This window comes from Streptomyces sp. NBC_00016, assembly GCF_045040885.1.
GTDB lineage: Bacteria > Actinomycetota > Actinomycetes > Streptomycetales > Streptomycetaceae > Streptomyces > Streptomyces coriariae.
In genome coordinates, this window is sequence record NZ_CP108304.1 from 6,476,803 (window position 1) to 6,490,853 (window position 14,051).

15 protein-coding genes and 2 tRNA genes are annotated in these 14,051 nt (G+C 70.6%); 13 read left to right on the forward strand and 4 right to left on the reverse strand.

Features of this window, described 5'->3' with window-relative positions:
* Nucleotides 1–47: 47 nt before the first annotated feature.
* The gene (locus OG933_RS28685) at nucleotides 48–659 is read left to right on the forward strand and encodes a hypothetical protein (protein WP_362264502.1); all 612 of its coding nucleotides are present in this window, start codon (nucleotides 48–50) and stop codon (nucleotides 657–659) included.
* A 66-nt stretch (nucleotides 660–725) separates the two neighbouring features.
* Nucleotides 726–1,796: a hypothetical protein gene (locus tag OG933_RS28690; protein WP_405629526.1), complete on the forward strand. Its 1,071-nt coding sequence runs from the start codon at nucleotides 726–728 to the stop codon at nucleotides 1,794–1,796.
* A gap of 24 nt (nucleotides 1,797–1,820) precedes the next feature.
* On the opposite strand, the gene OG933_RS28695 is transcribed toward OG933_RS28690, so the two are convergent.
* Nucleotides 1,821–2,963 carry a M48 family metallopeptidase gene (locus OG933_RS28695; RefSeq protein ID WP_405633549.1) on the reverse strand — a complete coding sequence of 381 codons (1,143 nt, stop codon included), beginning with the start codon at nucleotides 2,961–2,963 and terminating at the stop codon, nucleotides 1,821–1,823.
* 155 nt (nucleotides 2,964–3,118) lie between these two features.
* On the opposite strand from OG933_RS28695, the gene OG933_RS28700 reads away from it, so the two are divergent.
* From OG933_RS28700 to OG933_RS28730, 7 genes are all read left to right on the forward strand, one after another.
* Entirely contained in the window at nucleotides 3,119–3,280 is a 162-nt protein-coding gene (locus OG933_RS28700; protein WP_020127786.1) for a hypothetical protein, read from the forward strand.
* A gap of 107 nt (nucleotides 3,281–3,387) precedes the next feature.
* Nucleotides 3,388–3,552 (forward strand): hypothetical protein, encoded by a 165-nt coding sequence (locus OG933_RS28705; RefSeq protein ID WP_020127785.1) that lies wholly within the window; start codon nucleotides 3,388–3,390, stop codon nucleotides 3,550–3,552.
* Nucleotides 3,553–3,649: 97 nt separating this feature from the next.
* Nucleotides 3,650–4,276, forward strand: coding sequence for a nicotinate-nucleotide adenylyltransferase (nadD, locus tag OG933_RS28710; protein ID WP_054244897.1), 627 nt, complete (start codon nucleotides 3,650–3,652; stop codon nucleotides 4,274–4,276).
* A 16-nt stretch (nucleotides 4,277–4,292) separates the two neighbouring features.
* Nucleotides 4,293–6,146 (forward strand): LCP family protein, encoded by a 1,854-nt coding sequence (locus OG933_RS28715; protein WP_405629531.1) that lies wholly within the window; start codon nucleotides 4,293–4,295, stop codon nucleotides 6,144–6,146.
* Nucleotides 6,147–6,267: 121 nt separating this feature from the next.
* Nucleotides 6,268–6,720, forward strand: coding sequence for a ribosome silencing factor (rsfS, locus tag OG933_RS28720; RefSeq protein WP_020127782.1), 453 nt, complete (start codon nucleotides 6,268–6,270; stop codon nucleotides 6,718–6,720).
* Nucleotides 6,717–7,391, forward strand: a complete 675-nt coding sequence (locus tag OG933_RS28725; RefSeq protein ID WP_362524755.1) for a histidine phosphatase family protein — start codon at nucleotides 6,717–6,719, stop codon at nucleotides 7,389–7,391. The genes rsfS and OG933_RS28725 overlap by 4 nt, the downstream gene beginning before the upstream one ends.
* A gap of 92 nt (nucleotides 7,392–7,483) precedes the next feature.
* Nucleotides 7,484–7,556 (forward strand) — tRNA-Ala (locus OG933_RS28730).
* A 90-nt stretch (nucleotides 7,557–7,646) separates the two neighbouring features.
* Here OG933_RS28730 and OG933_RS28735 read toward each other — a convergent pair.
* Nucleotides 7,647–8,417, reverse strand: coding sequence for a helix-turn-helix transcriptional regulator (locus tag OG933_RS28735; protein WP_362524754.1), 771 nt, complete (start codon nucleotides 8,415–8,417; stop codon nucleotides 7,647–7,649).
* A gap of 391 nt (nucleotides 8,418–8,808) precedes the next feature.
* Here OG933_RS28735 and OG933_RS28740 point away from each other — a divergent pair, with 391 nt between their 5' ends.
* The 4 genes from OG933_RS28740 to OG933_RS28755 all read left to right on the forward strand — a co-directional run bounded on the left by OG933_RS28740 (nucleotide 8,809) and on the right by OG933_RS28755 (nucleotide 10,881).
* Nucleotides 8,809–10,197, forward strand: a complete 1,389-nt coding sequence (locus tag OG933_RS28740) for an MFS transporter (RefSeq protein ID WP_405629533.1) — start codon at nucleotides 8,809–8,811, stop codon at nucleotides 10,195–10,197.
* Nucleotides 10,198–10,266: 69 nt separating this feature from the next.
* A complete protein-coding gene (locus tag OG933_RS28745) occupies nucleotides 10,267–10,440 on the forward strand; it encodes a hypothetical protein (RefSeq protein ID WP_199920286.1) in 174 nt (57 codons plus the stop codon).
* A 3-nt stretch (nucleotides 10,441–10,443) separates the two neighbouring features.
* Nucleotides 10,444–10,677: a hypothetical protein gene (locus OG933_RS28750; protein WP_003976229.1), complete on the forward strand. Its 234-nt coding sequence runs from the start codon at nucleotides 10,444–10,446 to the stop codon at nucleotides 10,675–10,677.
* A gap of 131 nt (nucleotides 10,678–10,808) precedes the next feature.
* Nucleotides 10,809–10,881: transfer RNA gene (locus OG933_RS28755), tRNA-Ala, on the forward strand.
* A 160-nt stretch (nucleotides 10,882–11,041) separates the two neighbouring features.
* Here the strand turns inward: OG933_RS28755 and OG933_RS28760 are convergent.
* Together OG933_RS28760 and OG933_RS28765 are read right to left on the reverse strand one after the other, a co-directional pair.
* Entirely contained in the window at nucleotides 11,042–12,652 is a 1,611-nt protein-coding gene (locus OG933_RS28760; protein ID WP_028806510.1) for an NADH-quinone oxidoreductase subunit NuoF family protein, read from the reverse strand.
* Nucleotides 12,649–13,965: a ferric reductase-like transmembrane domain-containing protein gene (locus OG933_RS28765; RefSeq protein ID WP_405629536.1), complete on the reverse strand. Its 1,317-nt coding sequence runs from the start codon at nucleotides 13,963–13,965 to the stop codon at nucleotides 12,649–12,651. Before OG933_RS28765 ends, OG933_RS28760 begins: the two co-directional genes overlap by 4 nt.
* Nucleotides 13,966–14,051 lie beyond the last annotated feature (86 nt).

The window sequence follows — 14,051 nt, forward strand, 5'->3', positions numbered from 1 at the left end:
GAGAGGTGTCTCATCCGGCGGATGAATTTCCCTACCGACTGCCCAAATTGACCCCCCAGGTCTACTCTGGATTTGTGCCGGAGGACGTGGGGGGTACGCCGTTCCCTGACGGCTGGGAGCCCGACGACGACCACGACCGCGGGGTGTCGGACGAAGAGTTCGCCTCCGTGGTCTTCGACGAGGCGTTCGTCAAGGCGGCCGTGGTGCACGAGCCGACCGCCGTGGAGCGCCTCCTGGCCGCCGCGGAGGCGAGAGCCGAGGCCTCCGAGGCCGAGGCCCGCCGGGCCCGCGCCAGAGGCGACCACTACGACGATGCCTACGGTTCCGACGGACCCGGCGATTTCGGCCATGATCCCGACCTCGACGAGCTGGACGACGCCGACCTCCCCGAGGCGTGGGAACGCCGCTACGGCGCCCCCGGGGCGTACGGCAGGCAGGTCCGCTGGCATCGGCCCGTCGCCTGGATGCTCGCCCTCGTCATGGGCGTCGGCATGGTCGCGCTGGCCTTCGCCGCGGTCTACCGGGGCGCCTCGTCGAGCAGCCGGGACCAGTTGCCCTCGCCCGCCACGACCGGCCTCGAACAGGGGAGCGTGCCGCCTCCCTCGGCGTCCGCCGACCACTCCCAGCCACCTGTCTCGGCGGTTCCGCGCACGCCCTGAGCGTCTGTCAGAAGTTGTCGTGCGGCAGGGCGTTTACCTGAGGTCCCTGCGACCTACTCTGAAAGTATGGCCGGGCCTGGAGACCCACCGGAGGGGACACCCGAGGGCACTCCCGGAGGTGGAGAGGACGAGTACCGATCCGTCGTCTTCGACGAATCGTTCGTCCGTGCTGCCCGCATCCAGGAGTACTCCGCGCAGGAGCGCATGGCCGACCACGCGCCCGCCGTCCGTCGCCGGCCGCCCCGGCGCCGGGGCCTGTCGCGGCAGGTACTGATCCTGGTCATGCTGATCGCCGTCGCCTTCGGGACGGCCATCTACATGGGCGTACGCAACCCCTACCAGAGCGCCGTGGCCCGTCGGTCCGTCGAGCCCCTGCGGATGACCGTCATCCCGCTCTCCCCGCAGGGCGTCGTGCCCGGCGCGGCCGACGCCGAGTCGCTGTTCGCGCGCAGTCCCGCCGCGCAGTTCCGGATCGGCGCCGAGGGCATCCCGCTGCCCGCCTCGCGGCGCACCGCCCACTTCTCCGACAGCCAGGTCGTCACCGCCCTGACCGCGGCCAAGGAGTACATCGTGCACTCCTCCCTCTACCCGGAGGTGCTCACCCGGCAGCAGGTGCGGCCCGTGCGGGCCCTGGTCGCCGCCGAGCAGCTCGACCAGTTCGACGAGAGCTTCAGCCACCCGGCCGCCGACGGCCGGCACGCGCCGACCGGCTGGCTGGTCCGCTTCGACCCCGCCCAGGCCCGGCTGGCCGACAGCAACATCCGCGTCCAGGGCACGCTCCAGGCCGCCGAGACCGACTCCGCGACCCTCGAGGTCACCGCGGACCACACCTTCGTGTACGCGCTGCGGCCGGCCGGCGCGGGCGCCGACACCTCGGCCTCCCTCTTCACCGTCCGCCGCGAGCTGCACTTCCGCTTCGACCGCACCGACCTGCGCACCCACCAGGTCCAGCTGATCGTGTCCTACGTCCAGGCCGGCCCGCTGTCCTGCGCCGAGGACTCCACGAACCACCTGAGTCCGCTGCTGGCCGGCCAGACCGCGAAGACGGGCGGCCCGGCCGGCACGGACCCCTACGCGACGGGCGGCGCGACGGCCCTGTGCGGATCCCTCGCGACGAGCGCACAGCCGAAGGTGTGAATCCGCTCAGGGCCGTGCTCCGGATCAGCTGTCGGCGCGCGGCGGCGTGTCCGTAGTCCCGTCCCAGCCGTCCGAACCGTCCGAGCCGTTCCTCGGCGGCTGGTCCTCCGCCGGAGCCGAGCCCGCGAACCCGCCGAAGCCGCGCCGCACCCGGCCGCCCAGGTCGCCCGCCCCGCCCGCGATGTCGCTGACCAGCTTCATCAGCGGGTCCTTGGAGCTCTTGACGCTCGTCGCGTAGTGGCTCGCGGACTCGCGGAAGGAGTCCGTGACCGAGGTGTCCTTGTCCTCGGTGCGCCGCGGGTAGTGGCCGTCCATGATCCGCTGGTGGTCGCGGGACTCGGCCCACTTCTTCAGCTCGGCCGCGCGCACGGTGGTGAAGGGGTGCGTGCGGGGCAGCACGTTGAGGATCTTCAGCACGGAGTCGCGCAGGTCGCCGCCCGCCTCGTACTCCTCGGCCTGTTTCAGGAACGCGTCCACGTTCATCTCGTGCAGGTGGTTGCCGCCGGCGATCTTCATCAGGCCGCGCATCGAGGCCTTCAGGTCCTGGCCGACGAGAAGACCCGCCCGGTCGGCGGACAGCTCCGACTTGCGGAACCACTCGCGCAGCGCCGTGACGATCGCCATGATCGCGAGGTTGCCCAGCGGGATCCACGCGATCCGGATCGCCAGGCTCGTCAGGAACAGCAGGATCGTGCGGTACACGGCGTGCCCGGAGAGGGCGTGGCCCACCTCGTGGCCGACGACCGCGCGCATCTCCTCCTCGTCGAGCAGCTCGACGAGCCCGGTGGTGACCACGATGATCGGCTCGTCCAGACCGATGCACATCGCGTTGGGCTGCGGGTCCTGGGTGACGTACATCGGCGGGACCTTCTCCAGGTCCAGGATGTAACAGGCGTCCCGCAGCATGTCGTTGAGGTGCGCGAACTGCTGGTCGGAGACCCGCACCGAGTCGGACAGGAACATCAGCCGCAGGCTCCGCTCGGGCAACAGCCCGCTCAGCGCCTTGAACACGGTGTCGAAGCCGCTCAGCTTGCGCAGCGCCACCAGGGCGGAGCGGTCGGCCGGGTGCTCGTACGCACGGGAGGAGATTCCCGGGAAGCGCCTGCGCTGCCTGCTGGGCACGCTCTCGTGGCCGGTGCCGTTCTGCTCGTGGCCGTCGTCGGACATGTCTTCCCCCATGTGCGTCTGTGTGGCCGCTACCTGCTGTGTGGCCTCTGCCTGACCCTTTACGGACCCTTGTGCGGCCCTTTGCGCCCCCGAAGCGGATCCCAGCCTAGGCGGAGTTACCGTGGACGGGCACTACACCGAAGGAGTCCCGCCCCATGGAGCATCACCCCGCAGCCGCCTGGCTCACCGAAGCCGCCGGCGCCGCTCAGCAGCAGGGGGCGGGGAATCTGCTCCGCGTCGTACTGGTCGTGATGATCCTGGGCTGTGTGCTCACCGCGTGGTTCCTGCTGCGGGGCTACAAGCGGAAGGACGACTGAGCCGCCGGGAAGGTTCCCAATGGCGGAGTCGGCGTGATCGCCGCGCGGGCGCCCGCTTACCATGGGCCGACATCTTTATCCCGCCCACCGGATAGGTCCTGCCGAAGATGAGCCTTCACAGCACCGCTGCCCAGCTGGTCACCCTCGCCGCCGAGGGCGAGGAGCACGGTGGCAACCACGAGAGCCTCAGCCCGTACATCACCGGCGGCGCGGCTTTCCTCATCCTGCTGCTCCTGCTGTGGATCACCACCCGCTTCAACCGCGACCGCTGAGACACGACGTGTTCACCGACGGGCAGTCCGGCATAGCGGGGCGCTCCGGGCATCCGCCGGCCGGGACCCCGGAACCGGGCCGGTAGGGTCTGCACGCATGGGAGAGCAGGACATGCCTACCGGCCCGTCGAACCCGGGAAAGCGCCGTCTCGGCGTCATGGGCGGAACGTTCGATCCGATCCACCACGGACACCTCGTGGCGGCCAGTGAGGTCGCCGCGCAGTTCCGCCTGGACGAGGTCGTGTTCGTCCCGACCGGCCAGCCCTGGCAGAAGAGCCATCGCAGTGTCTCCCCGGCCGAGGACCGCTACCTGATGACGGTCATCGCGACCGCCGAGAACCCGCAGTTCTCGGTGAGCCGTATCGACATCGACCGCGGTGGCCCCACGTACACCGTGGACACCCTGCGCGACCTCCGGGCCCTCAACCCCGAGAGCGACCTGTTCTTCATCACCGGCGCCGACGCCCTGGGTCAGATCCTGACCTGGCGGGACAGCGAGGAACTGTTCTCCCTCTCGCACTTCATCGGCGTCACCCGGCCGGGACACAACCTGACGGATCCCGGTCTGCCCGAAGGCGGTGTCTCGCTCGTCGAGGTGCCCGCGCTCGCCATCTCCTCCACAGACTGCCGTGCGAGAGTCGCCAAGGGCGACCCCGTCTGGTATCTGGTGCCGGACGGAGTCGTGCGCTACATCGACAAGCGCGAGCTGTACCGCGGCGAGTGAGCCGAGAGGGGTACCGGTGAACGACCGATACGACGCGGGGTACGGGGGCGACCAGTACGAGCTCGTCGGCTACGACGAGTTCGGGCAGCCCGTCTACCGACAGGTCCCGGCGCAGCAGGTGCCGCAGCAGTCCTACGACCCGTACGGGCAGCAGGGGCAGCAGGTTCCGCAGCAGGGTCAGCAGACGCAGCAGCCCCAGGGGCAGCAGGGTTACGGCTACGACCCCTACGCCACGGGCGGGCAGCAGCAGACGCCTGCCTACGACCCGTACGACACCGGTCGGCAGCCGCCCACGCCCGCGTACGACCCCTACGACACCGGCCGGCAGGCTCCCGTCGGCTACGACCCCTACGGCACCGCGACGCAGGCCCCGTACGACCCCTATGGGCAGACCGCCACCAGCGGACAGCAGCCCCGGGTCGAACAGCCCCGCGCCGCCGAGCAGACCGCCTACATCCCGCAGCAGGGCGGTCCGGTCGAGACCGGGGCCGAGGCCGAAACCGGCATCGACGCCGACGGACGCCCCGGTGCGGCGGCGCCGGGGCGTGGCGCGTCCGCAGCCCCCGGGCAGCCCCAACGGGATTACGAGACCGAGCAGTTCGCGTTCGTGGAGGAGCCCGACGGCGACTCCGAGGACGTCATCGACTGGCTGAACTTCACCGAGAACCGCACCGAGCGCCGCGAGGAGGCCAAGCGCCGCGCCCGCGGCCGACTCGTCGCCCTCGCCGTGGTCCTGGCGCTGGTCGCGGTCGGCGGAGTGGGCTACCTCTGGTACGCCGGGAAGCTGCCCGGCCTGTCGTCGTCCTCGGATTCCGACACCGGCACCACGACCGCCACCGCGGCGCAGAAGCGTGACGTGGTCGTCGTCCACCTGCACAACACCACCGGCGGCGGCACCTCCACGGTGCTGCTCGTCGACAACACCACCACCAAGCAGGCCGCCACGGTCCTGCTGCCCAACTCCCTCGTCGTCACGGACGAGGACGGCACCACGACGACCCTCGCCAAGTCCGTCGACGACGACGGCTCGGCCGGTACGCGCGACGCGCTGGACACCGTCCTGGGCACCGACATCGAGGGCACCTGGCGGCTCGACACGCCCTACCTCCAGAACCTCGTCGACCTCGTCGGCAACATCGACGTCGACACCGACGTCACCGTGCCCGACCCGGCCGCCAAGAAGGGCGGGGCGCCCCTCGTCAACAAGGGCGAGAAGCAGACCCTCAGCGGCAAGATGGCCGTCGCCTATGCCACCTACCGCGCCACGGGCGAGGCCCAGAACGCCCAGCTGGAGCGGTTCGGCCAGGTGATGCAGGGAGTGCTGCGCAAGGTGTCGTCCGACGCGCAGGGCGCCACCGTCACCGTCCAGACCCTGGCGCAGATCCTCGACCCCTCGCTGACCGACAAGGACCTCGGCACCTTCCTGGCCAAGCTCGCGGACCTCGCCAAGGGCGGCGACTACAAGACCGCGCTGCTGCCCGTGCAGACCGACGGCACCCTCAACGCGGAGGCCAGCGCGAGCGTCGTCAAGGACGTCCTCGGCGGCGCCGCGAAGAGCCCCGACAAGGACGCGGCCGTCAGCGTCTCCGTCCAGAACGCCAGCGGCACCAAGGCCAACACCGAGGACGCGCGCGTGGTGCTCCTGAACGGCGGTTTCACCTTCTCGGAGGCCGGCACCCCGTCGAACTCCAAGGCCACCTCCCAGGTCCTCTACGCGGACGCCGCCGGCAAGGAGAACGCCACCGAGGTCGCCAAGACCCTGGGGCTCGACGCCGACGCGGTGAAGAAGGGCACGGTCTCCGCGAACGCCGACGTCGCGGTCGTCCTGGGCGAGGACTACCGGCCCTCGTCGGCCGGGTCGGCCGACTGAGAGCACGCGTGGGGGCCGGGCCGAAGCGGCCCCCGCGCGGGTGATCCCTCCATCACGTGGGGTGCCGTCGGCGGACCGTGAGACCCTTGGGGACAAGTGTCCGCCGACGGAAAGCCACGTAGTGACCGCCACCGACCGCTCCATCGAGCTCATCCAGTCCGCCGCCCAGGCGGCTGCCGACAAGCTCGCGCACGACATCATCGCGTACGACGTCAGCGACGTGCTGTCGATCACGGACGCCTTCCTGTTGGCCTCCGCGCCCAACGACCGCCAGGTCAAGTCGATCGTCGACGAGATCGAGGAGCGCCTCAACAAGGAGCTCGGCGCCAAGCCGGTACGCCGTGAGGGCGACCGCGACGCCCGCTGGATCCTGCTCGACTACGTCGACATCGTCGTCCACGTCCAGCACAGCGAGGAGCGCGTCTTCTACGCTCTCGAGCGGCTCTGGAAGGACTGCCCCGAGCTGGATCTGCCCGCCGACGCCAAGGCGACCCGCGGCAAGGCCCAGGAGCACGCCAAGCTGCAGGCCGAGGCCGAGGAGGACGACACGGCCGGGTTCGGGGAGCTGCGGTGAGTGCTGCCGCGGAGAACGCCGCCGACCCTAAGCCGGGCCGTGGCCGCCGGGTCATCCTGTGGCGGCACGGCCAGACCGCCTGGAACGTGGAGCGCCGCTTCCAGGGCACGACGGACGTGGAGCTGACGGAGACCGGTGTGGCCCAGGCCCGCCGCGCCGCCCGGCTGCTCGCCTCCCTCCAGCCCGATGCGATCGTCTCCTCGGACCTGTCGCGGGCCGCGAACACGGCCGCCGAGCTCGTCGCCCTCACCGGCCTCCAGGTGACCCACGACGAGGCCCTGCGCGAGACGTACGCGGGACTCTGGCAGGGGCTGACGCACGACGAGATCATCGCCGGCCACGGCGACGAGTACGCCGCGTGGAAGCGCGGTGAGCCCGTCCGTCGAGGCGGCGGCGAACTGGAGTCGGAGGTCGCCGACCGTGCCGCTCCCGTGGTGCTGCGGCACGCCGAGAAGCTGCCCGAGGACGGCACGCTCGTCGTGGTCAGTCACGGCGGCACCATCCGCACCACCATCGGCCGTCTCCTCGGCCTGGATGCCCACCACTGGGAGGCCCTCGGCGGTCTCTCCAACTGCTGCTGGTCCGTCCTCGGTGAGGGCGCTCGGGGCTGGCGCCTGCTCGAGCACAACGCCGGCACCCTGCCCGAGCCGGTGCTCGGCGACGACGACTGAGCGCCGTGCGGCCGCCGGGACCCGGATTTCACTTTCCGGCAGGTCGCAGGCTAAAGTTCTTCTTGTTCGCCCGCCGAGCGGGAAGAACGCAAGGGGCTATAGCTCAGTTGGTAGAGCGCCTGCATGGCATGCAGGAGGTCAGGAGTTCAATTCTCCTTAGCTCCACGGATCACCTGGTCTGTCGGTCGAAACTCTGTTGAGTTGTCAAAGATCGGTAGCGGCCGGTTGAGGTCTGTTCGCGAAGATCCCGTCCCCTCAGGGGGCGGGATTTTTCGTTGCTCCGCTCCGCAGCATGGCCGCGCGGCGCTCCGTCTCCTCGTCGTTAGGCGTGTACACGACGATCCGGCACTCCGGCATCCCGTTGATCGACAGGGACGTCGACGTCATCCGCAGCTCGCCCACCGCCTCGTGCCGGAAGACCTTCACGCGGCGGCCGGGCTCCGCCACGTCACCGGACTCCCACAGCCGCGTGAACAGCGGGCTCGCCTGCGACAGCCGGCGTATGAAGTCCTCCCAGCCGGGCTCACCGGCGTGCAGCCCGTACGACGCCCGCAGGGTCGCCACCATCACCGGCAGCTCCTTGTCCCGGAACAGCAGCGGGCAGTCCTGCTCCCGGACCGTGAACAGCCGCCACAGCGCGTTGGCGGGCCCCGGCGCACAGTCGTCCACCGGCGTGATGAACAGGTCGTGGTAGACGGGGTTGGTGGCCAGGATGTCGTAGCGCGAGTTGTAGACCACCGCCGGTCGGGGCGCCAGGGCGTCGATGATGCCCTGGATCTCCGGACCCACGCTCTGCGCCAGGGCTTCCGGCACGTACGCGTAGGGCACCTCCGCCAGGTGGTACAGATGCTCCCGCTCCGGCGGATCGAGCCGCAGGGTGCGCGCCACGGCGTCCAGGACCTGCGCGGAGGCGTTGATCGGCCGACCCTGCTCCAGCCAGGTGTACCAGGTCACGCCCACGCCCGAGAGCTGCGCGACCTCCTCGCGCCGCAGTCCCGGAGTGCGGCGCCGCAGCCCGGGTGGCATCCCGACGTCACCCGGTGTCACCCGGGCCCGCCTGCTGCGCAGGAACGCGGCCAGCTCGGGTCGGCGTCGATGCGACGACCCCGCCGCGGGCCTCGGCGCCGGTCCCGGCTTTGTCTTCGTGCCTGTTCGCGTCACCGTCGTCACGTCCCCCGTCGTCACGTCCCCCGTCGTCACGTCCCCCATGGTCGCTCCCCCGTCCGTCTCCTGCCAGGTGCCGTCAGTACCAGCATCAGCGGGCTCTCGGCACCCGTACCGGATCCCCCTCACGCTCGACGGCATGACGACGACACCCCGGCCGAGCCCGGTCCCCGCGCCCGTTCCACCCGCTTCAAGTCCTGCTGCCAGTAAAGACCCTGGCACTGACAATCGGCCTCGGCTGCTGCTGGCGGTCGTGCTCGCAGCCCAGTTCATGGCACTGCTCGACGTCTTCATCGTGAACGTCGCGGCCCCCACGATCGGTTCCGACCTGAACGCCTCCGGCGCGGACCTCCAACTGGTCGTCGCCGGATACGCCATCACGTACTCGGTGCTGCTGATCACCGGCGCCCGCCTCGGCGACCGGTTCGGGCACGGTCGTGTCCACCTCGTCGGGCTCGCTCTCTTCACGACCGCCTCGCTGGCCTGCGGGCTGGCTCAGGGCAGTACCGAACTGATCGTGTTCCGGCTGGTGCAGGGGGCCGGGTCGGCGGTGATGATCCCGCAGGTGCTCAGCCTGATCCAGCGCACGTTCACCGGCGAGGCACGGGTGCGGGCGCTGGGCGTCTACGCGGCGGTCCTCGCCGTCGGTGCGGCGGCCGGGCAGGTGGTGGGCGGTGTCCTGGTCGCCGCCGATCTGCTGGGCACCGGCTGGCGGCCGGTGTTCCTCGTGAACGTGCCGGTGGGTCTGGTCCTGCTGGTCGCAGGCCGGCGCGTCCTGCCCCGTGGTGGGGGAGCGGGCCGCGCGGGGGCGGGCGCGGGGGCGCGGGAAGGGGCGCGCGGAATGGACTGGCCAGGCCTCGTGCTTCTGGGCGCCGCCGTGTCACTGATCACGGTGCCGCTCGTGCTCGGACAGGAGGAGGACTGGCCGCTGTGGTCCTGGGTGTCGCTGGCCGTCGGCGCCCTCGCGCTGCTGCTGTTCCGTGGCTACGAGGCCCGGCTAGCCCGGCGGGGCGGCGCCCCACTGATCGCACCCCGTGTCCTGCGTCACCCCGGGATGGGTCTCGCCGTTCTGCGCGTGCTGGCCGTCATGGCGGTCAACGGGGGTTTCCTGTTCGTACTGACCCTGCACGTCCAGGGCGGCCTCGGCTACAGCGCGCTGCGCGCCGGCCTCACCTTCGCGCCGACCGCCGTGGTCTTCGGGCTGGTCGGACTGACCTGGCGCAGGTGGCCCGTGTCCTGGCAACGGTCCCTGGCCCCGGCCGGGTTCACGCTCACCGCGCTGTCCGTGCTGGGAGTGGGGCTGGCCTTCCGGGGCGGCGACCACGGCGGTGCCTGGCTGTACGCGGCGTACGCCGGCGTGGGTGTCGGGCTCGCCCTCGCCTTCAGTCCGACGCTCACCGGGGCGCTGGCGGCGGTGCGGCCCGAGGACGCGGCGGACGCCAGCGGACTGCTCGCCACGGTCACCCAGCTCGGGCAGCTGATCGGTGTCGCGGTCTTCGGCACACTGTTCTTCGAGCGGCTTGAGTCACTTGGGGCCCCAGAGGCGTATACCTCTTCGGAAGCGCTTCTCACATGCATGTTCGCGCTCGCTACGACAGCTGCCCTGGGTGCCGTGTCCGGACTGGTACTGAGGCGTCGCTGACCGTATTGGCCCGGCCGTGGCAGAATCAAACGGCCGGAAGGGAGCGCGGCCCGACGGGAGGGAGTAGCGATGCCTGCGAGCATCCTCGGAGAGGTCGGTGACCTCTCCGAAGCGGCGGTGACACCGGACAAGGCCACCCGGCTCAGCTGCCCCTCCTGCGGTTCCGGTCATGTGGCCCAGGTTCTTGGTGACAACGGCGGGATTTCCTACGTGTGCACGGCCTGCGGCCACAGCTGGAGCTGATCGATGGGTGCACACAGGCGGAAGTGCGACTGGTGCGGCAGCGGCACCCCGATCGTCCGTGACATGGAGCCGGTCAACCCCGACTACCAGTACTGGTGCGAGGAATGCGCGCGGGCGCTGATCATAAAAGGCGACCCGATCGAGACGTACCGTGAGCTGGAGGGCGAGCCGATCTACGGGCGGCTCCTCGAGGAGCACTGCACGCTCAAGCGGTTCTACTCGTTCGTCACCGCTTGAGCCGCATAAGGGTTGAAACCGGACGGGGCGGAAACGATTTGGTGGTCCACGCTCCGGGCCGGTAATGTTGGCGTCGCCGCCGGGGAAACCGGGCGACACGGTCAGTACGCGGCCTCGCCGCTTGGCCACGAGGGGCTATAGCTCAGTTGGTAGAGCGCCTGCATGGCATGCAGGAGGTCAGGAGTTCAATTCTCCTTAGCTCCACAGCAGATCCCGCCGGATCGGATGCGATCCGGCGGGATCTTTTTTGCGTTCGGCCGGCGTTCCGGTCTTCCCTCTTCGGACATTCCGTCAGGACCGACGCTTCGGGGCCGCCTCGTACGAGGCGGCCCCTTGTCGTCCGTTGTCCGGCGTCGGCCGGCGCTCAGCGGCCGAGGGCGCGGCGGCCGCGGCCCTGGGAGAGGACCGGGAGGTTACGGGCGGGCGCCTGCGCGCGCGTGTCCTCCTCGACGCGCAGGGCGAGGGCCGGGCAGCGGCGTACGGCGCGCAGCGCCTTCGCCTCCGCGTTCTGCGGCACCTTCGCCTGTGCCACCGTCGGGAAGCCGTCGGCGCCGAGCTGGAAGACCTCCGGGAGGATGTCGGCGCACAGGCCGTGCCCGCGGCACAGCGTCCAGTCGACGAAGATCTTCTGGCGGCTCGAGCCGCTGTCCTCCGGCGGGTTGCCGCTCGTGATGGCCGCCGGGGCCATGCCGGCCTCGAAGAGCGGGAGAACGCCCTCCACGGGGCGTCCGCACCCGTTGCCGAGGACATGCGCGGCCAGGTCGTCGGTGAACGCCTTGATGGTCGACTCCAGGAACATCGCGGAGCCGTCCGGGTGCGAGCACGCACCGCGCCGCTTGACGTTCTTGGCGACCTGCTTGAGCGCCTCCAGGGCGGCCGGGCCGCCGCCGTTGATGATGTCCTCCATGCCGCGCGCGGCGGCCGGCAGGCCGAGGTAGCAGGGACCGCACTGTCCCGCGCTCTCGTCGGCCAGCCACTGGGCCACGCGCAGCGACTCGCCCAGCGGGCAGGTGTCCTGGCTGATGGGCAGGATCGCGCCGGCGCCGAGCGCCCCGCCCACCGCGTCGAGGGAGTTGCGGGAGACGATCGCCTCGTTGACCGTCGCGGCGTCGATCCACTTGCCGTGGTAGCCGCCGGTCAGCACGCCCTGGGGCACCGGTGGGGCGCCGGCGAGCTGAAGGACGTAGCGCAGCGGCACGCCCGTGGGCACCTCGATCACCATCGGGCGGGCGACCGCGCCGGAGACCGTGAGCATGACGGTGCCCGGCTCGTCGTACAGGCCGGTGTTGCCGTAGCGCTCCGGGCCGATGCGGGCGGCGATGGCCAGCTGGGCGAACGTCTCGGCGTTGGAGAGCAGGGTCGGCGCGCCGCCGACGCCGTTCTGCGAGGCGCTGACCTTGCGGCCGGGCGGGATCGGCGGGCCGCCGTCGATGGAGCGGATCAGTGAGGCGGCGGCGCCGGTGACCATGCGGATCGGGTTGCGTTGGACGAATGCCTTGAGCGCCGATCTGCGGCCGTTGCTGAGGCCGCGCTCGGCGAGCGCGGCCTCCATGGAGCGCTGAGTGGATTCGCGGGTGACCCCCACCACGAGCGTGCGGGCACCCAGCGCCTCCGCGACCAGCAGCGCGCCGTCCAGGATGAGGTGCGGGGCACGGTTGATGAGCACCGTGTCCTTGCGGCAGGCCGGTTCGTCCTCGCTGCCGTTGACGACGACGACCGGCCGTACGCCGCGCTTGATCGCCGCCTCGGCGACCGAGCGCAGCTTCTTGTGGAAGGGGAAGCCCGCGCCGCCGCGGCCCTTCAGGTTGATGTTCTCGGAGAGCTTCGCGAGTGCCTCTCCGCCCAGGGGTTCGAGCGGCCCGTGCACCTTCAGGTGCATGGGTAGATCAAGTCTTTCGACAAGGTCGAAGCCCGACGTGAGCTGCGGAAGCCCGACCACGCGGACTTCTGGGACGTCGGGCAGGGCCTCGTTCACCTATAGCCTCCGGAAGGCGTGTTCCAAGGTTCGCCCGAACCCGGTGCGTCGAACGACGAGCCAGGTGATGGTTCATTGGCGGGACCGCTGTTGTACGTGTCGTTCTGGTTGTACGTCCCGAAAGGGGGGTTCGTCTCACCGGTGTCGTACACGTCACGTCCGCCGTACCCGCCGGTGCCCGAATTGTCGTAGACCGGGATGTTGAATCCCGTGTCCTGAAGCGGGTCGTAGGCCGACGGGGGTGCCTCGCCGACCGGCGGCGGGGACGGGACCGGCCAGGTGCCGGAGGTGCTGCCGCCGGTGTCGACCCGCGGGATGGCCTCGGTGGCCTGGATGTCGAACGGCAGGTTCATCCGTGCCGTCTGGTCGGCCGCGTAGGGCTGCTGCTGGCCCCGTTGCGGTGTGTTGACGGCGCGATAGGCGGCCGCGAAGCCGTTCGCCGGCTCCGGGGCGGCGGGCGCGGGCGTGTCGTACAGCGGCGACGACGGCGGGGACATCCGGGTGGAGCCCATCGTGTCGGTCAGCGGTGAGCGGCCGGAGCGGCCCTCGTAGCCCGGCAGCGCGGACGATCCGGTCTCCGACCGGCGCGCGCGTGACGCGTCCAGGCCGTCCATCGCCGAGCGTTCCTGGGTGCCGAGGAGCGCGGCGATCCGGTCGGCGACCTTGCGCTTGAACGGGCGCGGGGCGGACCGCAGGGCGAGGGCGGCCATGACGCCGGCCAGGCACAGCTCGTACGAGACCATGAAGAACGGCTTGGCCGCGCGCCCCGCGAACAGGCCGTGGATCAGGGCCGCACACAGCGCCGGGTAGGCCAGCATGTGCATCGCGCGCCAGCGGGCGGCCACCTCGGCGGGCGCGGAGAACCGGTTGCGCAGTGCGCCGGTGATGCCGACGAAGATCATGAGCAGGGCGGCCAGGGAGCCGAGGCCGATGAGTCCGGCGGTGCCCTTGATGCCGAGGCTGAAGGGGATCAGCGCGGCGATCAGGACGGTGTGCTGCAGTACCAGCTTGACGGAGATGTGGACGACGAGGAAGGCGATGGAGCCCACGGCGGTCACGCGGTGGATGGCCTGCGCGATGATCCGCTGACGCGTGTTGAGGATGAGCCGGTCCTGGGCGACGAGGCCCCAGATGACCGAGCAGGTGAGGCATACCAGTGACAGCACGCCCGCACCGAAGTTCAGGAATGCCTGGAACTGGTCGCCGCCGACCAGCACGACCACGGGTATGAGGACCAGGACGACAGCCGTCGCCACCCCATAGGCCGACCGGCCGGGCTTGGGAAGCGAGCTGTTACTAGGACGAGGGTTCATGGGGGCAACTCCGAGCAGTTTCGGGAAAGCGGTCCCGCTGCCGAACTCTAAGTGGCTCCATACCGATGGGTACGAGGTTTGAGTTA